This window comes from Pseudarthrobacter sp. H2 (assembly GCF_050157045.1).
Lineage (GTDB): Bacteria > Actinomycetota > Actinomycetes > Actinomycetales > Micrococcaceae > Arthrobacter.
The window spans coordinates 4,548,807-4,565,585 of sequence record NZ_CP189594.1 but is presented as its reverse complement, the minus strand read 5'-3'; the positions used below and the strand labels follow the sequence as shown (position 1 = coordinate 4,565,585).

The following is a 16,779-nucleotide window of genomic DNA, read 5'->3' as shown; positions in this document are numbered from 1 at the left end:
CGCCAGGCGCCAGGCGGTGCCTGGTCGGGCAGTTCAGGCGGCGCCAAAGCGGACAGCGGCCTTGGCATGCGCCTTGGCTGCCTCTTCCGCCCGGTCCTTGGCCGGGGCATGCGTTACCAGCGAATCCAGCAGGTGCGCGGTGGCGTGCGCGATCTCGTGGACGGCCCGGTTGAAGGCTTCCTCGTTGGCTTTGGACGGCTTCGTGCTGCCGCTGATCTTGCGCACGTACTGCAGCGCGGCGGCCTCCACCTCAGCCGTGGTGGCGTGGGGCTCAAAGTTATGCAGGGTCCGGATGTTGCGGCACATATCCCCATGTTAATCCAAGGCCCGGGATCGGGGCCGGCGGCCGCGGCCGCTGGAACCGCCGGCCGAGGGCACCGCAGCTCAGGGAACGGGCTCGACGTCGTTCGCGTGATCCAGCGCCGCCGGCAGCAGGACACCGGCCGGCCGGGGGACCGCGCCGGGCCCGGATGCCGCGCGGAGCTCGTCCACGCGGACCAGCACCACCCCGCCGACGATGAGGAGCCCGCCGAGCAGCTGGATGGGGCCGGGCAGCTCCCCCAGCAGCAGCCAGGCCCAGATCACGGCAAACAGCACCTCGGTCAGCGAGACGAAAGACGCCACCTTCGAGCCGAGGGCCCGCGCGGCGACGATGCCGGAGACATAGGCCAGGACGGTCGCCAGGACCACCAGCCCCGCCAGTGGCATCCACCACGGGGTTATCCAGGGACCGAGCTTCGTGTCGGCGGTGCTGAAGGCCATCGGCAGCAGGCCTGTCGCCGCGGCAAGCCACATCACGACCGCGCCCACCATCAGCCCGCCGGAGGCCAGGACGATCGGCGGGAGGGTGTCGTTCTCCTTGGCCGTGATGAAGAAATAGATGGCAAGGCAGACGGCGGCCGCGATCCCCCACAGGACGCCGATGAGGTCGATCTTCACGGCCCCGGTGAGGTCCAGGACCAGGACCAGCCCGCCGAGGGACAGCAGCGTGCCGGCGATGGTCAGCGGCCGCGGCCGTTTCCGGCTCGCCGCCCAGAGCCAGAGCACGATGATGACGGGTGCCAGGTACTCGAGCAGGAGGGCGACGCCTACCGACAGGCGGGACACTGCGTTGAAGTAGAACAGCTGGCAGGCGGCGACCCCGATGAGGCCGAAGAGCAGGACGGTGAGCCAGTTGTCCCTGAGCTGGTGCCAGCGTCCGCGCAGCGCCGGGATGGCCGGGATCGCCAGGATCAGCGCTGCTCCGGTGAGCCGGGCCGTGACCGCGGCACCGGGCGTCCAGCCTGTCTCCAGCAGCGCTTTGGCGAACGAGCCGGAAAGGCCGAACACCGCCGAGGAGAAGAGGGCCACACCCAGGCCCGAGGCCATGAAGCCTGAAGCCGGGGCGGTTGTTCCAGGACCCTCCTTGGCGCCGGCGGTGACCTGCGCATCGGCGCGTTGGCGTTCGGCAGACACGGGCTGCCTCCTGTCAGGAGTAAAGTAGGGTTATGGTCATGACAGTACGCCCGGTGCAGGTAAGGAGTCAAGATGGTTTTTGCCCCTGACACGGAAATTGCCCTGCGCTCGGTGGTCAACCTCATCAACAGCGCGGCCAACGGTGAGGAGCAACTGTCTACCCCCGGGGATCTGGACCGCTTCCTGGCGGCCGAGGGATTCACCGGTTCCCGGACCCGGGACGCGGCAGAGCTGGCCAGCGTCCACCGGCTCCGCGGCCTGCTCGCCGCCCTCTGGCTCGCCGATGAGGCCACCGCCGTGGAGACCGTCAACCGGCTGCTCAGCGAGGCGCGGGCGCTCCCCCAGCTGGTCAAACACGATCAATGGGATTGGCATCTGCATGCAACCACGCCGGACGCGCCCCTGGCGGACCGGATGAGCACCGAGGCCGCCATGGCCCTGGTTGACGTGATCCGCAGCAAGGAGACGGACCGGATGCTGGTGTGCGCCGCCGAGGACTGCGACGCCGTCGTACTGGATCTGAGCCGGAACCGGTCCAAACGCTATTGCGACACGGGAAACTGCGCCAACCGGGCACACGTGGCCGCCTACCGGGCGCGGAAGGCCGCGTCCTAGCCGCGGCCTAGCCGCATCCTAAGGAGCGGACGCCCCAGCGGACGCCGTTGCGGCGTTCCTAGCCGAGGTCGTCGCGGGGCGCGTCCGGAGCCCCGGGAGCCCCGGAAGCGCCGGGCCCGGGCCGGGTGGAGCCGCCGTGGCCCGTGGCGGGCTTTTTCGAGCTCAGGTTGACACCGGAGCCCTTCCCGAGGTGCTCGGGGTTGTCCTTGTGGCTCATCGAGAGCATGGCGAGCACCACCAGGATCACGATGAAGGCGATGCCTCCGCCGATGAAGGCCAGGTCAAAACGGGGCGAGCGGGCGCTCCCGCCCGAGGCGAAGACCAGGACGCCGACGAAAACCACCACGCCCCAGAACGCGGAGAACATGAGCGGTCCCTTGACCGAGGTCCGCAGGCCGCGCGGTTCTCCGGATTTCTGCTGTGCCAGGGTACTGTCCTCCTGCCGCCAGCGCCCGGCAGGCGCGGCGGGTCTGTTACCGCAATCGTTCTACGCAAGGTAGAACCTGTCGGTACTAGTTTACGGCCTCCGCCGAATTGCCCCGTGCATCGTGCCGCAGCGTCAGGCCGGCCAGCGCCCACAGCACCCCGCTGATGATGGCCCCGCCGCCGGCAACACCGAGCAGCGCGTGGGGGCCCAGGTCCGTGAAGAACGGCAGCGCGGCGGCCGTCCCGAGCCCGATCACGCCGGAGGCGATCCAGTCGCGTGCCAGCACGGAGCGGCCGCGGCCGGTGATGCCGAGGTACAGCTCCGCGGCCGCCGCGAGGCCCAGGCCCAGGGCCGCGATGGTCCCGAAAACGAGCCCGCCGGGAATCAGGGCGACCGCCGCGCCGGTTCCGGTCAGAACGGCACCGGCGGCGGAAAGGATCTTGCCGGCGGGTGGACCGGTCTGGAATCCGGCCTTCTGCACGCTCCAGATCAGCACCACACCGGTCGCCAGCAGGTAGGCCCCGCCGGCCCAGCCCATTCCGGCCGCGGACGGCGCGCCCCAGAACACGGTCAGCGCGCCAAACACGAGCGCGACGGCGGCCCGGACGAGCACCGGCTTCCAAAGGTCTGCGGCGCCGGGCAATGCGGTGGACGCGTCAGGGGCTGCGGGGAGAGTCACCCGTCCAGTTTAGGGCGAAGCGGATCCACTCCGTGCCGGATCAGCCGGCGCGCCAGCGGGAACGCCTCAGCGGGAACACCTCAATGGGAACCGAGCACCATCCAGCGGTCCGTCCGCGCGCGGAGCCCGAGCGTGAGGGCCCGGGCGAGCATGTAGCCGAGCGAGAACGCGGCCCACAGCCAGAGCAGCGCCGCGCCGCCGCCGGCCCCGGACAGCCGGACGGCCAGCAGCAGCGGCAGGTAGGCGGCGAGATTGACGACGCCGGCGATCGCCAGGTACCGCGCGTCACCGGCGCCGATCAGGACCCCGTCGAGGACGAAGACGTAGCCGGCGATCGGCTGGCCGGCGGCAAGCACCCACAGGGCGAGCGTCAGGGCGGCCCGGACCTCGGCGTCGGAGGTGAAGAGCAACCCGGCCCACGGCGCCACCGCGGCGAGCACAACGCCGGTCACGGCACCGAACCCGAGGCCCCAGCGGGTCATGGTGCGCGTCAGTTCGCGGGCCGCGCCGGCGTGCGCGGCGCCGAGCTCCTTGCCGATCAGCGCCTGCGCCGCAATCGCGAGGGCGTCCAGGGCAAACGCGAGGAAGGTGAAGATGGTCATCGCGAGCTGGTGGGCGGCCAGGTTGACGGGGCCCTGGGCGGTGGCCACAAGGACCGTGGCGAGGATCGCGATGCGCAGGCTGAGCGTGCGCAGCATGAGCCAGGAGCCGACCCTGGTCATGGCCCGGATGCCGCGCCAGTCGGGGAGCAGGGAGACCCCGTGGCGGCGGGCATGGCTCCGGACCATCAGCACGTACACGCCCGCCATGGCCCACTGGGCGATGCTGGTGCCGACGGCGGAGCCTGTGACGGACCAGTGCAGCCCGTAGACGAGGACCAGGTTCAGCAGAATGTTCAGGGTGAAGCCGGCGCCGGCCACGGCCAGCGGGGTCCGGGTGTCCTGCAGCCCCCGCAGCACGCCGGTCCCGGCGAAGATGAGCAGCATCGCCACGAGGCCCGGCATGGACCAGCGCAGGTAGTCCACCGCGAATGTCCGCACCTCGCCGCGCGCGCCCATCAGGTCCAGGAGCGGTTCCGCGGCGAGGAACCCCGCCACGGCCAGGACGGCGCCCAGCACGAGCGCCAGCCAGACGCCGTCGCGCCCGGCCGCGAGGGCCCTGGGGAGCTGGCCGTGGCCGACCGCCCGCGCCACGGCCGGGGTGGTCGAATAGGCCAGGAAGACCATGAGCCCCACCCCCGTGTGCAGTACAGCGGACGCCAGCCCGACGCCGGCCAGCTCGGCCACGCCCAGATGGCCCACGATGGCCGAGTCCGCGAGCAGGAACAGCGGCTCGGCGATCAGGGCGCCGAAGGCCGGCACGGCGAGGCGCAGGATGTCCCGCCGGTGCCCGGCGGCCGGCGGCTTTGCGTCCGCTGCGGGCATTGCGGGCGGCGGCACTGCTGGCGGCGGCGGAGAAAGATGCACGGAACCACCCTAACGGGAAGTGCGTCACACTCGGTCTCGTTTAGTTGACATTTCAACCAAATATCGGAAGACTTGGAGTTGAAGCTGCAACCTTAGGGCTGTACACCGACGCCCGGGGCAGCGCCCCTCCCCCAATTCCAGAAAAGGCACATCACATGAACCAGCCAGCACTCACCACCACGGCCCGCACCATCCTGCGCGTCATCACCGGATTCCTCTTCGCCGCCCACGGCTTGCAGAAATTCAACGAATGGACCATCGCCGGCACCCAGGCCGCGTTTACGCAGATGGGCGTTCCGGCCGCCGGGCTGGCAGCCCCGGTCATCGCCACCCTTGAGCTCGTCGGCGGCGTTGCCCTGATCGTGGGCGTGCTCACCCGCGTCTTCGCCGTCCTCCTGGCCCTGGACATGCTGGGCGCCTTCTTCCTCGTGCATGTTTCGGCCGGCGTCTTTGCCGCCACCGGCGGCTATGAGCTGGTGCTCCTGCTGGCCGGCGCCGCCGTGGCCGTGGCCCTGGTCGGCGCAGGAAAGCTCTCCGCGGACCGCGCCCTGTTCGGCCGCGCCAACTCGAAGCTCAGCATCCTCGCGTAGCCCCTCCCCCAAACAACCCAGCGCGCGACGGCGGGCAGTCACCCCAGGGTGGCTGCCCGCCGTCGTGCGCTGTCAGGTTCTGGACCTGCTTAGTGGATGTCGGAGGGATGCTGCGCCAGCGGCGTGACCTCGATGTCCATGTAGGGGAAGAGCGGCAGGCCGGAGAGCATGTCGTGCAGCTCGTCATTGCTTTCCGCGTCGAAGACCGAGTAGTTGGAGTATTCGCCCACTACCCGCCAGATGTGGCGCCACTTTCCTTCGCGCTGAAGGTTCTGCGAGTAGGCCTTTTCCACAGCCTTGATCTCGGCCGCCTTCTCGGCGGGCATGTCTGCGGGAATGTGGACGTCCATGCGGACCAGGTACAACATGGTTCTCTCTTTCGTTCGGGTTCATTCGTGTGGGACTGCCGTGCGGACTGGCCGGGGCCTTGCTGGGCTCTGCCGGGCGTGCCTAGCCCAGGAAGCCCCAGAGCAGGACGGCGGCGATGTAGATGATGCCTACCCAGAACATCATGATCACGGTGTAGCCCATAATGTCCTTGAGCTTGAGCTTGGATAGGGCCAGGGCCGGGAGGATCCAGAACGGCTGGACCAGGTCGTTCCAGGCGTTGCCGAGCATCACGGACATGGCGGTCTGGGCAGGGGAGGCGCCGATCGCGTTGGCGGCGTCCATCATGAACGGACCCTGGATCACCCAGTGTCCGCCGCCGGAGGGGGCAAAGAAGTTGATCAGGAACGAGCTGACCAGGCCCCAGAACGGCAGGGTCTCGGGCGTGGAGATGCTGGTGAAGATGCCCGAGATGGTCAGAACGAGTCCCGAGGCGCCCATGATCGCCATGATGCCGGCGTAGAAGGGGAACTGGAGGATGATGCCGGAGATGGTCTTGATGCCTTCATTCAGCTGGCGCAGGTAGGCATTGGGGGTGCCCAGCAGCAGGATGCCCAGGAACAGGATGAAGAAGTTGATCAGGTTCAGGTCCACGCCGCCGCCGCGGATGAAATTGATGACCACGTACGCCATGCCCAGCGCGCCGATGCCCACCGCCAGGATGCGGCTGTTGTTCAGCTTCGAGGCGATGGTGCTGGCATCGGGGTCCACTGCCTCGGCCTTGGCCGGTGCTGCGGCATGCAGGGCGCGGTCAATCTCGGTGACCGGCTGTCCCGGCTTCGGGTGCAGCATGCCGTTGAGCAGCGGGAGCGTGATGAGGACGGCGGCGGCGGTGATCAGCATCGGGGCGGAGAAGATGGTCTCGGCCAGGGTGATGAGGCCCATCTGCTTCTCCATCGGGTGGCCCGGGGTGGAGATGAGCATGGGGATGGTGGCGGAGAGGCCCAGGCCGTACATGGTGAAGCCGCTGTAGGCCGCGGCGATGATCAGCGGGTAGTGCACGTTCCTGACATGCAGGGCCAGCTTCTTGGCGATGATGCCGCCGATCACCAGGCCGAACCCCCAGTTCAGGTAGGACCCGACCGCGCCCACCAGGGTGGCCACGATGACGGCCGTCCGCGGGGTTTCGACCCGGCTGACGATCGCATCCATCAGCCGGTCCACGACCGGGGCGTTGGCGAGGACGTAGCCCATGGCCAGGATGACGGCCATCTGCGTCGTGAAGGCCAGCAGGGACCAGAAGCCCTTGCCCCAGGCAGCCGTCACGTCGGTGAAGCTCTGCTGCTCGACGACGATGGCCAGGATGACGGTGAGGAACGTCAGGACGATGGCGAAAACGAAGGGGTCCGGCAGGTACCGGCGCATGAGCTCGGTAAAGAAGCCCGCCACCTTCTGCATGAGGCCGGTGCGTTTGACCGCCGGGAATTCAGTCTCGATGACTGTCTTGTTCATGGTTTCTTCCTCTTTGAAATGCCGGAATTCACGGGTAATTCATTGCAGACCGCGGGCATCCGGCTGCCCGGAGGGTGAAGGGAGGCCAGCACGGGCCTCCGGGTAGCAGTGCTTCCCATCACAGGCTCTCGTTAGGCGGCGCACATTCAACATGACAGAAGGCGCCAATCAGCGTCCAATAAAATATCAATAAAGATCCGATAAGGAAATCGTTATGGGCAGCACGATGCACCTGAAATACCTGCAGGCCTTCGCGATCCTGGCGGAGGAACTGCATTTCGGCCGTGCCGCGGAGCGTTTGGCGGTCGCGCAGCCGCAGTTGAGTGTCTGGATCCGGAGGCTGGAACAGGATCTGGGGGTTTCGCTGTTCGACAGGAGTTCACGGACGCTCCGTCTGACCGAAGCCGGGCAGGCGGTGCGGGAGCCCGTTCGGCAGACCCTGGAGAGCGCCAAGCTCATTGACCGTGCCGCACTGCTGGGCGCGGCGGCCGTGGTGGGACAGGTCGCCGTCGGCTACGCGGGGGCAAGCAGCCGGTCGGTGCTGCCGCCGCTGGCCAAGGCGCTCCGCAACGCCGAGCCCGGCATCGAGCTCAAGCTCGTGTCGATGGTCTACGCCGGGTCCGCGCCGGCACTGGTCGCGGCGGGGGTGCTGGACATCGGCTTCTCCCGGCTGCCGGTCCGCAGCATGGAAGTCAACACCCGCATATTTGCCTACGAGCGGTTGCTGGCGGCACTGCCGGAGGACCACCCCCTGGCCGCGCAGGAGACCGTGGACCTCAAGGACCTGGCCGACGAACCCTTCGTCAGCTTCCCGGCCACGCAGGGCGCGACATTGCGGGACGCCACCATGCGGCTGGCCCTGGAAGCGGGCTTTTCGCCCCGGGTGATGCAGGAGGCCCCGGACTCCTATGCCATTCTCGGCCTGGTCGCCGCCGGTGTCGGAGTCACCTTGACGCTTTCCTCGGTGAGCCACATCAGCCACCCGGGCCTCGTCTATCGGGAACTGCAGGGCTCCCCCACGTATCTGGCAACCGTCGTCGTATGGCCAAAACACCATGTCAGCCGGGCCATGCAAGCGGTGCTGGAGCTCATGGAAGAGATTTTCCCGACCCCGGGGCGGCCGAGGGGACGGATTCTGGACTGACAGCCGCATCCTCGACTGAGGCCCGTGTGTGGCGCACGCGCGGCGTTTATGTCCTTTCCCCGCGGCGGGATGCCGGGCCTGTCAGTAAACTCGCAGCATGAGTGAAACAGCCGCCAGTTCAGTGACCCTGCGTTTCCTTGCGGCCCCCACCGACGTCGGCCACAGCGGTTCCGTCGACGCCGGGACGGTGCTGGAGTGGGTGGACAAGGCGGCCTATGCGGCCGCCGTCGGCTGGTCCAAGTCCTATTGCGTCACGGCCTACGTCGGCAACATCCACTTTGCCGATCCGGTCAACAGCGGCGACATGGTCGAAGTCACGGCCACGATCGTCTACACAGGCCGTTCCTCGATGCACATCCGCACCGTGGTCTCGTCCGGCGATCCGAAGGGCGGCCCGGCCACCATGCGCAGCCAGTGCATGGTGATCTTCGTGGCGGTCGGGGCGGACGGCAAGCCCATCCCGGTGCCGCAGTTTGAGCCCGCCACGGCCGGGGAGTTCGAACAGCGTGACCACGCGCTGGCGCGGATCAAGGTCCGTGAGGACATCGTCAAGGCCATGAGCGCCCAGGAATACACCGACGCCGGCACCGCCGAGCGCGTTGTGCTGCGGTTCATGGCCGCCCCCACCGACGTGAACTGGGGCGGCAAGGTGCATGGCGGAATCGTCATGAAATGGATCGACGAGGCCGCCTACGTCTGCGCGTCGCGGTACTGCGGGAAGGACACGGTAGCCGTGTTCTCCGGCGGCGTACGGTTCTACCGTCCGCTGCTGATTGGCGATGTGGTGGAAGTTGAGGCGCGGCTGGTCTACACCGGAACCAAGGGCATGCACGTCGCCGTCCATGTCCGCTCGGGAGATCCGAAGGGCCGGGAACTGAAGCTCACGACCTACTGCCTGACCGTCATGGTGGCCCGCGATGAACACGGCACCTCCGTCCCGATCCCGCAGTGGGTGCCGGTGTCAGAGGAGGACAGCCGGCTGCATGCCCATGCCCGGGAACTCCTGGAAATCCGCGGCCGCGCGCCCGGAAACCGGCTGCCCACCCACCTGCTGGCCGCCAGCGGCCTCGAGCCTTCCCGGCAGCCGGCCGGCTGACAGTCCGCCGGCCGGCCAGCCGGCGCGCTGCAGGCCGCCGCAGCCCGCCGGGCGGCTAGAAGCCGCCGCCCGCGTCGGCGGCCATGTTGGCAAAGCGCGAGTAGTGGCCCTGGAACGCGACCACGATGTCCTTGGTGGGGCCGTTGCGGTGCTTGGCGATCAGGATGTCCGCCTCGCCGGCGCGGGGCGATTCCTTGTCGTAGACGTCTTCGCGGTGCAGCAGGATGACCATGTCCGCGTCCTGCTCGATGGAGCCGGATTCGCGGAGGTCCGAGACCATGGGCCGCTTGTCCTGGCGCTGCTCGGAACCACGGTTCAGCTGCGAGAGGGCGATCACCGGCACCTGGAGTTCCTTGGCCAGCAGCTTCAGGGCACGGGAGAACTCGGAGACCTCCTGCTGGCGGGATTCGACTTTCTTGCCCGAGCTCATGAGCTGGAGGTAGTCCAGGATCACGAGTTTGAGGTCGTGCTGCTGCTTCAGCCGGCGGCACTTGGCGCGGATTTCCATCAGGGACATGTTGGGGCTGTCGTCGATGAACAGCGGGGCGTCGTTCATCCTGCCCATCGTCGTGGCGATCTTGGACCACTGTTCGTCCTTGATGGTGCCCTTGCGGAGGTCCTGGAGGCCGATGGTGGCCTCGGCTGAGAGGAGCCGCATGGCGATCTCGTTCCGGCCCATTTCCAGGGAGAACATCACCGTGGCCAGGTTGTTCTTGATGGCTGCGGAGCGGGCGAAGTCCAGGGCGAAGGTGGACTTGCCGACGGCAGGGCGGGCCGCGATGACGATCATCTGTCCGGGGTGCAGCCCGTGGGTGAGCTCATCAAGTTCGTAGAAGCCGGTGGGTACCCCCGTCAGGCCTTCACCGCGGTGGCCTGAGGCCTCGATCTCGTCCACGGTGGCTTCCATGACGTCCTTGAGGACAACATAGTCTTCGGCGGTGCGCCGCTCGGCCACGGCGTAGATCTCGGCCTGCGCCTGGTTGACCAGATCCTCGACCTCGCCGTCCGCGCCGTAGCCCAGCTGGACGATCTTGGTGCCGGCATTGACCAGCCGCCGCAGCACCGCGCGTTCGCCGACGATTTCCGCGTAATAGCCTGCGTTGGCTGCAGTGGGGACGGTCTGGATGAGCTCGTGCAGGTAGGCCGGGCCGCCGATCCGGTTGATCTCACCGCGTTTGGTCAGTTCATCCGAGACGGTCACGGCGTCGGCGGGCTCCCCGCGGCCGTAGAGGTCGATGATGGCCTCGTAGATGGTCTCGTGCGCGGGGCGGTAGAAGTCCTGTCCCCGCAGGATCTCGACGACGTCGGCAATGGCGTCCTTGGACAGCATCATGCCGCCCAGCACGGACTGCTCCGCGGGAATGTCCTGCGGAGGTTTGCGGCTGCCTTCAGATCCCCGCGTACCCTCGACCGAGTCCAGATGCGTAACTGACAAAGCTGCCGTCCTTCATTGTGTGCCGTGGCGGATATCCGTTCGCCGCCGGCGTGTAAACCATGTGCCTTGGTCTGTGCTGTGGTGCAAAGTGGCGTGTAACCGGGTGCCCCGCCCGGTTAAGTCCTATCAGGCGGCTCCGACAGTATTGTCGGTTGCCGCGATTCCCGCGCCGGATGCCGACCCGGCTGGTCGACGCGGCCCCGTCAGGATGGCGCGCTGCCACGCCGGCCCCGCCCCCGCTTTATCCACAGCCCGGATCCCGTGTCCGGTCAGGACGGGCCGTTGCGCGGACCGCGGTGTGCCGCAACCAGGATTTCCGCACGCCCGGCCCGATACCCCGCTACGTTATCCCCGGATCCGGCCGGCACCAACCCGGCCGGCGCCGCCCCCTGTGGAAAAGCTGTGCACTAGTGCCTCCTGCTTGTGCACAGCCTGTGCAAAGAGCTGTGGATAGAAAAATACTTCAGCACTCAATCCGTCGCTGACCTGCGGAAACACCAGGCTTACCTTGTGGACACAAAAATAGTTTGGCAAGGCTTCATCCACAGCTTGCATCCCGGGGGTGGGGATGAGCGGCGGATTCCGAACCACAAACAGCGCCAATTGCATGCATTTTGTGGCCGGCGTCACGGGCCCGGGCGGAATTGACGGCTGCCACGCTGCCCTGTAGGCGTTCTGCCTCAGGGTGCTGTGGATAACTGCTTTCTGGCATAAGCTCTAGGCATGGGCGATGTACTGCTGGTCATACTGCCTGCCCTCATTCTCGCGGCAGTGCTCTGGGCCGTCGTCACGGCGCTTAAGCCACGGGATTCCGGCATTTCCGACGCGGAGCGCTATCAGCTGGAACTGGCCGTGCGCTCACAGGCCCATTACGCAGCCCAGGTCCGGGCCGCAACGGCGGCGCGCGCCCGGGTGGATGCGGCCACCCGCCCCAGCCAGAACGAGCAACAGCAGTCGCAGCAAGCGGAGCACGCCCGCACCTCCCTGCGTGCCCGGACGGGCACCGCGCCGGCCGCGGGGCAACCCGGATATCAGGGCCCCGTCCTGCCCGGCGGCCAGCTCAACCCCCAGTTCGCCCTGCAGCTCCAGTCGCTGGCCCGCAACGGCAAGAGGATCCAGGCCGTCAGGCTGCTGCGCCACGCAACCCATTCAGATCTCCTGACCGCCCAGAATTATGTAGATCGGCTGTAGTACATGGAATCCCTGCTCATTCCCGTCCTGATCCTGGCGCTCGTCGGCGCCGGCGTGCTGCTGGCAGCCCGGGCCCTGAGCCGCCGCGGGAGCCGGCCACGGCCGGAGGCGTCCCCGCAGCCCAACCGCGACCCGGCGGAGCTTGCCCGGGGAGCCGCCGCCAGGCTCAACGAGGAGCAGCACCGCCGCCTGTACGCACTCATTGCGCAGGGACAGGCCATGGCCGCCATCAAGCTCTACTTCGAGGCCACGGGGGAGGGCCTCCGCGCCTCCCGCGACGCCGTCGGCGCACTGGCCGCCCATCCGCAGCCCCTCCCCACCTCAGCTCCGCAGCAAGACTCCCCCGGGGATGAAGACGACACTCCCCAGCGTTTCCCGTACCGCTACCGCGCGATCGCCAGCAAGGGCGACGTCACGCGCGAGGTCAGCAGCAACATGCTCAACGATGAGATCTACGGCAGGATCCGCACCCTGGCCAAGAGCGGCGATACCGAGGCGGCCGCGACAGCCCTGACACGCCACTCGGACATTTCCATGAAACAGGCCCGGGAATTCATCGCACTGCTCGACGACTGAGGAGATTCCCCGATCGGCCCCTCTTGCTAGTGCCCGCCGGAGATCCCGGCGAGCAGCTGCTCGAAGGGAAGCGATTCCAGCGCTGCCGGCTTCTGCTGCGGTTGCGCGCCCTCCAGCAGGCGCGCGAACTCGCCTGACGCCCGGTCGATCCGCACCGAGAGCGGCGAGCCGCCGTCGTCGGTATTTCCCCAGTCCTGCGGGCCGGCGAAAACCGCCGTCGCGGCGATCCGGGTGCGCAGGTAGGTGAACAAGGGCCGCATGGCGAAGTCCAGCACCATCTGGTGCCGGTCCGTGCCCGCCGTGGCGCCGAGCAGCACGGCCTTGCCGGCCAGGGACTTGGGGTCCAGGACGTCGATGAACGACTTGAACAGGCCGCTGTAGGAGGCGCTGAAGACCGGGCTGACCGCGATGATGCCGTCCGAGGCGTCGACGCCGGCGATCGCCTCCGCCAGGCGCGGGGCGGCGTAGCCTGTCACGAAGTTGTTCGCGATATCCACGGCGAGGTCCCGCAGTTCCACGACATCGACGGTGACCGCGTAGCCGGACGCCGAGAGCTGGCGCTGCGCCGAGGCGGCCAGCTGATCGGCCAGCAGGCGGCTCGACGACGGGACGCCGAGGCCGGCGGAGAGAACGGTGATGCGGCGGGTTTCCATGAAGTGCTCCTGGTGTAGACGGATCAAAACCATAATACATGCGTTTGCATCTATCTACACAAGCAGCGGGCGGGGGCTTTTATTCCCGCCCTCCGTTGCCCTATCACTTTTGGTCCCTCAGCGGCCGGACTGGCAACCACAACTGATAGCGCAACCAGGGTGCACCGTTCGACGCCGGTGCCGGCCGCGGCTGACAGGGACGCCGCCGTCTGCAACACTGCCCTCATGGCTGAAAACAAAACCCAGGCGACGGGCGCCTCCGTGGACGAGTTCCTTGCCGCCGTCGAGCATCCGGTCCGCCGCAGCGACGGTTCCCGCCTCCTGGCGCTGATGTCCGGGATCACCGGACAGGAAGCGCAGATGTGGGGGCCAACGATTGTGGGGTTCGGCCGCTATCACTACCGGTACGGGAGCGGGCGGGAGGGGGACGCAGCCGCCGTCGGATTCTCCCCCCGGAAGGGCGCCCTCTCGCTGTACGGCCTGACGGCAGCACCGGAATCGGCCGGGCTGCTCGGCAGGCTCGGGAAGCACAGGACCGGCGCGGGCTGCCTCTACATCAACCGGCTCGAGGATGTGGACGAGGCGGTGCTGGCGGAGCTGATCCGGACCGGCAACCGGCACATGACCACTGTCCTGCACGACGGCTGAGCCCCACGGGACTACTGCAACGCGGGGTCACTTACGGCCCATACGGGGCCCGGCAATGGGCGCGATGTGACCCCGCGTTGGATTAAAAGGCAGAAGGCCCCCGCCATCGGTTCCCAAGGGGAATCCGAAGGCAGGGGCCTTCCGGCAGTCCAGGGCTGCCTGGCCAGGCGGTAGTCGAAGGACTACTTGCCCGGGACCACGTCGAGTTCGATCACAGCGGCAACGTCATCGTGGAGACGGACGTGAGCCTGGTAGGAACCGACCGACTTGATGTGTGCCGGCAGTTCAACCTTGCGCTTGTCGATGCGGCCAAGGCCAGCGGCCTCGACGGCGTCGGCGACGTCGCCCTGCTTGACGGTGCCGAACAGGCGTCCGCTCTCGCCAGCCTTGACGATCAGCTTGACCGGCTTGGCGGAGAGTGCAGCGGCCTGCTTCTGGGCATCTTCCAGGGAAGCGTGCTCGCGGGCAACGCGGGCAGTCTTGATGGACTCAACCTGCTTCTCGCCACCCTTGGACCAGGTAAGGGCGAAGCCGCGGGGCAGCAGGAAGTTACGTGCGTAACCGTCCTTCACCTCGACAACATCGCCAGCAGCACCGAGACCGGTTACTTCGTGGGTCAGAATGAGCTTTGCCATGTTAGTTAATCCCTTCCTTAGCCGCGGCCAGCGCCGGAGTAAGGCAGCAGAGCAACTTCGCGGGCGTTCTTGATTGCCTGGGCGATCTTGCGCTGTTCCTGCACCGTGACGCCTGTGACGCGACGGGCGCGGATCTTTCCGCGGTCGGAGATGAACTTGCGCAGCAATGCTACGTCCTTGTAGTCGATGACAGTGATGTCAGCGGCCTTCAAGGGGTTGGACTTTGGTTTGGGCTTACGGAGTTCAGCCTTAGCCATCGTGGAGCTCCTATTCGATGGAGCCCGTGGATATTGATCCACGGGATGGTGGTGGTCCGGCGTTGTCTGCGCCCGGAAGCCTGGCGGCGTCCCGGCGGTTTCCGTCGCCGGACCTTAGATGTTTTTTAGAAGGGAGGTTCGGAATCCGGGCCGTTGCCCCAGCCGCCGCCCGCATTGCTGACCCCGGGCGTGGCCCAGGGATCTTCCTGCGCGGCGGGCTGGTTGCCGCCCCATGTTCCGCCGGTGTTGCCGCCCTGGTTTGCACCCTGGCCGCCACCGAAACCGCCGCTGTTGCCGCCGCCGAAGCCACCCTGGGAGCCGTTTCCGGCACCCCCACCGCTTGAGCGCTGGGTACGGTTGACCTTGGCGTTGGCGTAGCGCAGGCTCGGGCCGATTTCGTCGACCTCGAGCTCGATAACGGTGCGCTTCTCGCCTTCTTTTGTTTCGTAGGAACGGCTCTTCAAACGGCCGGAAACGATCACGCGCATGCCCTTGGTCAGGGATTCGGCGACGTTCTCGGCTGCTTCGCGCCATACCGATGCGCGGAGGAACAGGGTTTCCCCGTCCTTCCACTCATTGGACTGGCGGTCGAAGGTGCGCGGGGTGGAAGCGATGGTGAAGTTCGCTACTGCCGAACCTGACGGCGTGAACCTCAGTTCCGGGTCACTGGTGAGATTACCGATGACCGTAATCGTGGTTTCGCCTGCCATCTACTGCCTCCTTGTTCGTTCCTGCGGGGGTAAAGCTTGAAAATCGGGAGCTGAAATTACTCAGCGACGACCTTCTGCACTTCGGGGCGGGTGACCTTGGTGCGCATGATGGTCTCATTGAGGCTCAGCTGGCGGTCAAGTTCCTTGGCGGTAGCCGGCTCAGCGGTGAAATTCACCACGGCGTAGATACCTTCAGTCTTCTTCTGGATTTCGTAAGCCAGGCGACGGCGGCCCCAGATGTCAACCTTTTCGATGGTTCCACCATCGTTGGTGATGACATTCAGGAACTTCTGAAGCGTTGGCTCAACGGTACGCTCTTCGACCTCGGGGTCGATGATTACCATCAATTCGTAAGGACGCATATGTGAACCCACCTCCTTTGGGCTAAGCGGTTACGGCATTTCCGTAACAGGAGGTTCATTTGCGGTGCCGTGCGTTGCAGGGTCACCGGAACGGTGGCGCGGCGCAGCACAGACTTCAATATCTTAGTGCATCCGGGCTGGTTTCGGCGATTCCTTGCCTACTGTAGGCGCAGCGCCGGCGCGGCGGGAAGCAGCGCAGCCAGCCATGTGGATAACGGCCGGGCCGGCCGGTGCGCGGGCGGAAGTCCGGTGCGCGGGCGGGGGATGGTGGCTGTGCCATGATCAGGGAATGAACACCGGATCACCGTTCCGCGCCGCCGTCCGCACCCGGCGGAGCCGCCTGCGCTTCGCCGTCATGCTCCTGGCGGGGCTGCTGGCAGCGGCGGCGGCCGGCCTGTCCGGGCATTGGGTGCAGGCCCCGGCGGTGGGCTGGAGCAGCGCGGCGCTGACCTACATTGTCTGGGTCTGGCTGGTGATCGGGCGGCTGGAACCCGCGGAGACCCGGGCCCACGCGACTGCCGAGGACCCGGCCCGCGGCACCACGGACCTGCTGATCCTGGCCGCTAATGCCGCCAGCCTGGCGGCGGTGGCGGCGGTCGTCGTCGACTCCCACGGCAACGCCGACGGCGCGTCCCGGCTCGGCGGCGGCCTGCTCGCGCTGACCTCGGTGGCACTGTCCTGGATGCTGGTCCAGACGCTCTTCACGCTCCGCTACGCCGAGCTGTACTACAGCACGGGCAGGAAGGCCGGGTCCGCGGTCGGCGGCGTCGACTTCAACCAGAGCCGGCCGCCGCAGTACACCGACTTCGCGTACCTGGCAACGAGCCTGGGCATGACCTACCAGGTCTCCGACACTGCCCTGCAGAACCATGGCATCCGCGCCGAGGCGCTCAAGCACAGCCTGCTGTCCTATGTGTTCGGCACGATCATCCTGGCCGCCACGATCAATCTCGTGATCGGGCTGGCTGCATAGGGCGGCTGCATCGCTCTCCTTGTTGTTT

22 protein-coding genes are annotated in these 16,779 nt (G+C 67.2%); 8 read left to right on the top strand and 14 right to left on the bottom strand.

What is annotated here, in order from left to right; genetic code table 11:
- Window positions 1-33 precede the first annotated feature (33 nt).
- Window positions 34-306, bottom strand: coding sequence for a DUF2277 domain-containing protein (locus ACQCSZ_RS21240; RefSeq protein WP_427005605.1), 273 nt, complete (start codon window positions 304-306; stop codon window positions 34-36).
- A 78-nt stretch (window positions 307-384) separates the two neighbouring features.
- Window positions 385-1,368 (bottom strand): EamA family transporter, encoded by a 984-nt coding sequence (locus tag ACQCSZ_RS21235; RefSeq protein WP_427008408.1) that lies wholly within the window; start codon window positions 1,366-1,368, stop codon window positions 385-387.
- A gap of 159 nt (window positions 1,369-1,527) precedes the next feature.
- Here ACQCSZ_RS21235 and ACQCSZ_RS21230 point away from each other — a divergent pair, with 159 nt between their 5' ends.
- Window positions 1,528-2,070 (top strand): CGNR zinc finger domain-containing protein, encoded by a 543-nt coding sequence (locus ACQCSZ_RS21230; protein WP_427005604.1) that lies wholly within the window; start codon window positions 1,528-1,530, stop codon window positions 2,068-2,070.
- Between the two features lie 58 nt (window positions 2,071-2,128).
- On the opposite strand, the gene ACQCSZ_RS21225 is transcribed toward ACQCSZ_RS21230, so the two are convergent.
- The 3 genes from ACQCSZ_RS21225 to ACQCSZ_RS21215 all read right to left on the bottom strand — a co-directional run bounded on the left by ACQCSZ_RS21225 (window position 2,129) and on the right by ACQCSZ_RS21215 (window position 4,600).
- Entirely contained in the window at window positions 2,129-2,497 is a 369-nt protein-coding gene (locus ACQCSZ_RS21225) for a hypothetical protein (RefSeq protein ID WP_427008407.1), read from the bottom strand.
- Window positions 2,498-2,582: 85 nt separating this feature from the next.
- Window positions 2,583-3,176 carry a hypothetical protein gene (locus tag ACQCSZ_RS21220; RefSeq protein ID WP_427005603.1) on the bottom strand — a complete coding sequence of 198 codons (594 nt, stop codon included), beginning with the start codon at window positions 3,174-3,176 and terminating at the stop codon, window positions 2,583-2,585.
- 80 nt (window positions 3,177-3,256) lie between these two features.
- Entirely contained in the window at window positions 3,257-4,600 is a 1,344-nt protein-coding gene (locus ACQCSZ_RS21215; RefSeq protein WP_427005602.1) for an MATE family efflux transporter, read from the bottom strand.
- Window positions 4,601-4,797: 197 nt separating this feature from the next.
- Between ACQCSZ_RS21215 and ACQCSZ_RS21210 the strand changes: the two genes are divergently transcribed.
- Window positions 4,798-5,232 carry a DoxX family protein gene (locus ACQCSZ_RS21210; protein WP_427005601.1) on the top strand — a complete coding sequence of 145 codons (435 nt, stop codon included), beginning with the start codon at window positions 4,798-4,800 and terminating at the stop codon, window positions 5,230-5,232.
- An 89-nt stretch (window positions 5,233-5,321) separates the two neighbouring features.
- Here the strand turns inward: ACQCSZ_RS21210 and catC are convergent, their stop codons facing one another.
- Together catC and ACQCSZ_RS21200 are read right to left on the bottom strand one after the other, a co-directional pair.
- A complete protein-coding gene (gene catC, locus ACQCSZ_RS21205; RefSeq protein WP_427005600.1) occupies window positions 5,322-5,600 on the bottom strand; it encodes a muconolactone Delta-isomerase in 279 nt (92 codons plus the stop codon).
- Window positions 5,601-5,682: 82 nt separating this feature from the next.
- Window positions 5,683-7,071 carry a short-chain fatty acid transporter gene (locus ACQCSZ_RS21200; RefSeq protein WP_427005599.1) on the bottom strand — a complete coding sequence of 463 codons (1,389 nt, stop codon included), beginning with the start codon at window positions 7,069-7,071 and terminating at the stop codon, window positions 5,683-5,685.
- Window positions 7,072-7,285: 214 nt separating this feature from the next.
- Between ACQCSZ_RS21200 and ACQCSZ_RS21195 the strand changes: the two genes are divergently transcribed.
- Both ACQCSZ_RS21195 and ACQCSZ_RS21190 read left to right on the top strand, forming a co-directional pair.
- Entirely contained in the window at window positions 7,286-8,215 is a 930-nt protein-coding gene (locus ACQCSZ_RS21195) for a LysR family transcriptional regulator (protein ID WP_427005598.1), read from the top strand.
- A gap of 97 nt (window positions 8,216-8,312) precedes the next feature.
- A complete protein-coding gene (locus ACQCSZ_RS21190) occupies window positions 8,313-9,311 on the top strand; it encodes an acyl-CoA thioesterase (RefSeq protein WP_427005597.1) in 999 nt (332 codons plus the stop codon).
- 55 nt (window positions 9,312-9,366) lie between these two features.
- Here the strand turns inward: ACQCSZ_RS21190 and dnaB are convergent, their stop codons facing one another.
- Both dnaB and ACQCSZ_RS21180 read right to left on the bottom strand, forming a co-directional pair.
- Complete coding sequence (gene dnaB, locus ACQCSZ_RS21185) at window positions 9,367-10,746, bottom strand: replicative DNA helicase (protein WP_136321266.1); 1,380 nt, start codon at window positions 10,744-10,746, stop codon at window positions 9,367-9,369.
- A 345-nt stretch (window positions 10,747-11,091) separates the two neighbouring features.
- Complete coding sequence (locus tag ACQCSZ_RS21180) at window positions 11,092-11,355, bottom strand: hypothetical protein (RefSeq protein WP_427005596.1); 264 nt, start codon at window positions 11,353-11,355, stop codon at window positions 11,092-11,094.
- A 114-nt stretch (window positions 11,356-11,469) separates the two neighbouring features.
- On the opposite strand from ACQCSZ_RS21180, the gene ACQCSZ_RS21175 reads away from it, so the two are divergent.
- Window positions 11,470-11,937: a hypothetical protein gene (locus tag ACQCSZ_RS21175; protein ID WP_427005595.1), complete on the top strand. Its 468-nt coding sequence runs from the start codon at window positions 11,470-11,472 to the stop codon at window positions 11,935-11,937.
- A 3-nt stretch (window positions 11,938-11,940) separates the two neighbouring features.
- Window positions 11,941-12,513 carry a hypothetical protein gene (locus ACQCSZ_RS21170; protein ID WP_427005594.1) on the top strand — a complete coding sequence of 191 codons (573 nt, stop codon included), beginning with the start codon at window positions 11,941-11,943 and terminating at the stop codon, window positions 12,511-12,513.
- Between the two features lie 26 nt (window positions 12,514-12,539).
- On the opposite strand, the gene ACQCSZ_RS21165 is transcribed toward ACQCSZ_RS21170, so the two are convergent.
- Entirely contained in the window at window positions 12,540-13,166 is a 627-nt protein-coding gene (locus ACQCSZ_RS21165) for an FMN reductase (RefSeq protein ID WP_427005593.1), read from the bottom strand.
- Between the two features lie 225 nt (window positions 13,167-13,391).
- On the opposite strand from ACQCSZ_RS21165, the gene ACQCSZ_RS21160 reads away from it, so the two are divergent.
- Window positions 13,392-13,814 carry a DUF1801 domain-containing protein gene (locus ACQCSZ_RS21160; RefSeq protein WP_427005592.1) on the top strand — a complete coding sequence of 141 codons (423 nt, stop codon included), beginning with the start codon at window positions 13,392-13,394 and terminating at the stop codon, window positions 13,812-13,814.
- A 182-nt stretch (window positions 13,815-13,996) separates the two neighbouring features.
- Here the strand turns inward: ACQCSZ_RS21160 and rplI are convergent, their stop codons facing one another.
- The 4 genes from rplI to rpsF all read right to left on the bottom strand — a co-directional run bounded on the left by rplI (window position 13,997) and on the right by rpsF (window position 15,778).
- Window positions 13,997-14,449 carry a 50S ribosomal protein L9 gene (rplI, locus tag ACQCSZ_RS21155; protein WP_427005591.1) on the bottom strand — a complete coding sequence of 151 codons (453 nt, stop codon included), beginning with the start codon at window positions 14,447-14,449 and terminating at the stop codon, window positions 13,997-13,999.
- Between the two features lie 17 nt (window positions 14,450-14,466).
- Window positions 14,467-14,706 carry a 30S ribosomal protein S18 gene (gene rpsR, locus ACQCSZ_RS21150; RefSeq protein WP_003800144.1) on the bottom strand — a complete coding sequence of 80 codons (240 nt, stop codon included), beginning with the start codon at window positions 14,704-14,706 and terminating at the stop codon, window positions 14,467-14,469.
- Window positions 14,707-14,831: 125 nt separating this feature from the next.
- On the bottom strand, window positions 14,832-15,416 hold the full coding sequence (locus tag ACQCSZ_RS21145; protein WP_211877301.1) for a single-stranded DNA-binding protein: 585 nt from the start codon (window positions 15,414-15,416) through the stop codon (window positions 14,832-14,834).
- A gap of 56 nt (window positions 15,417-15,472) precedes the next feature.
- Window positions 15,473-15,778 (bottom strand): 30S ribosomal protein S6, encoded by a 306-nt coding sequence (rpsF, locus tag ACQCSZ_RS21140; protein WP_427005590.1) that lies wholly within the window; start codon window positions 15,776-15,778, stop codon window positions 15,473-15,475.
- Between the two features lie 289 nt (window positions 15,779-16,067).
- On the opposite strand from rpsF, the gene ACQCSZ_RS21135 reads away from it, so the two are divergent.
- Window positions 16,068-16,751 carry a DUF1345 domain-containing protein gene (locus ACQCSZ_RS21135; RefSeq protein WP_427005589.1) on the top strand — a complete coding sequence of 228 codons (684 nt, stop codon included), beginning with the start codon at window positions 16,068-16,070 and terminating at the stop codon, window positions 16,749-16,751.
- Window positions 16,752-16,779: the final 28 nt, after the last annotated feature.

Bases quoted from the DNA above. Each gene is read 5' to 3' on its own strand.
- ACQCSZ_RS21240 (WP_427005605.1), bottom strand. From the start codon at position 306: ATGTGCCGCAACATCCGGACCCTGCATAACTTTGAGCCCCACGCCACC.
- ACQCSZ_RS21235 (WP_427008408.1), bottom strand. From the start codon at position 1,368: ATGGCCTCGGGCCTGGGTGTGGCCCTCTTCTCCTCGGCGGTGTTCGGC.
- ACQCSZ_RS21230 (WP_427005604.1), top strand. From the start codon at position 1,528: ATGGTTTTTGCCCCTGACACGGAAATTGCCCTGCGCTCGGTGGTCAAC.
- ACQCSZ_RS21215 (WP_427005602.1), bottom strand. From the start codon at position 4,600: ATGCCCGCAGCGGACGCAAAGCCGCCGGCCGCCGGGCACCGGCGGGAC.
- ACQCSZ_RS21210 (WP_427005601.1), top strand. From the start codon at position 4,798: ATGAACCAGCCAGCACTCACCACCACGGCCCGCACCATCCTGCGCGTC.
- catC (WP_427005600.1), bottom strand. From the start codon at position 5,600: ATGTTGTACCTGGTCCGCATGGACGTCCACATTCCCGCAGACATGCCC.
- ACQCSZ_RS21200 (WP_427005599.1), bottom strand. From the start codon at position 7,071: ATGAACAAGACAGTCATCGAGACTGAATTCCCGGCGGTCAAACGCACC.
- ACQCSZ_RS21195 (WP_427005598.1), top strand. From the start codon at position 7,286: ATGGGCAGCACGATGCACCTGAAATACCTGCAGGCCTTCGCGATCCTG.
- ACQCSZ_RS21190 (WP_427005597.1), top strand. From the start codon at position 8,313: ATGAGTGAAACAGCCGCCAGTTCAGTGACCCTGCGTTTCCTTGCGGCC.
- ACQCSZ_RS21180 (WP_427005596.1), bottom strand. From the start codon at position 11,355: ATGCAATTGGCGCTGTTTGTGGTTCGGAATCCGCCGCTCATCCCCACC.
- ACQCSZ_RS21175 (WP_427005595.1), top strand. From the start codon at position 11,470: ATGGGCGATGTACTGCTGGTCATACTGCCTGCCCTCATTCTCGCGGCA.
- ACQCSZ_RS21170 (WP_427005594.1), top strand. From the start codon at position 11,941: ATGGAATCCCTGCTCATTCCCGTCCTGATCCTGGCGCTCGTCGGCGCC.
- ACQCSZ_RS21165 (WP_427005593.1), bottom strand. From the start codon at position 13,166: ATGGAAACCCGCCGCATCACCGTTCTCTCCGCCGGCCTCGGCGTCCCG.
- ACQCSZ_RS21160 (WP_427005592.1), top strand. From the start codon at position 13,392: ATGGCTGAAAACAAAACCCAGGCGACGGGCGCCTCCGTGGACGAGTTC.
- rplI (WP_427005591.1), bottom strand. From the start codon at position 14,449: ATGGCAAAGCTCATTCTGACCCACGAAGTAACCGGTCTCGGTGCTGCT.
- rpsR (WP_003800144.1), bottom strand. From the start codon at position 14,706: ATGGCTAAGGCTGAACTCCGTAAGCCCAAACCAAAGTCCAACCCCTTG.
- ACQCSZ_RS21145 (WP_211877301.1), bottom strand. From the start codon at position 15,416: ATGGCAGGCGAAACCACGATTACGGTCATCGGTAATCTCACCAGTGAC.
- rpsF (WP_427005590.1), bottom strand. From the start codon at position 15,778: ATGCGTCCTTACGAATTGATGGTAATCATCGACCCCGAGGTCGAAGAG.
- ACQCSZ_RS21135 (WP_427005589.1), top strand. From the start codon at position 16,068: ATGAACACCGGATCACCGTTCCGCGCCGCCGTCCGCACCCGGCGGAGC.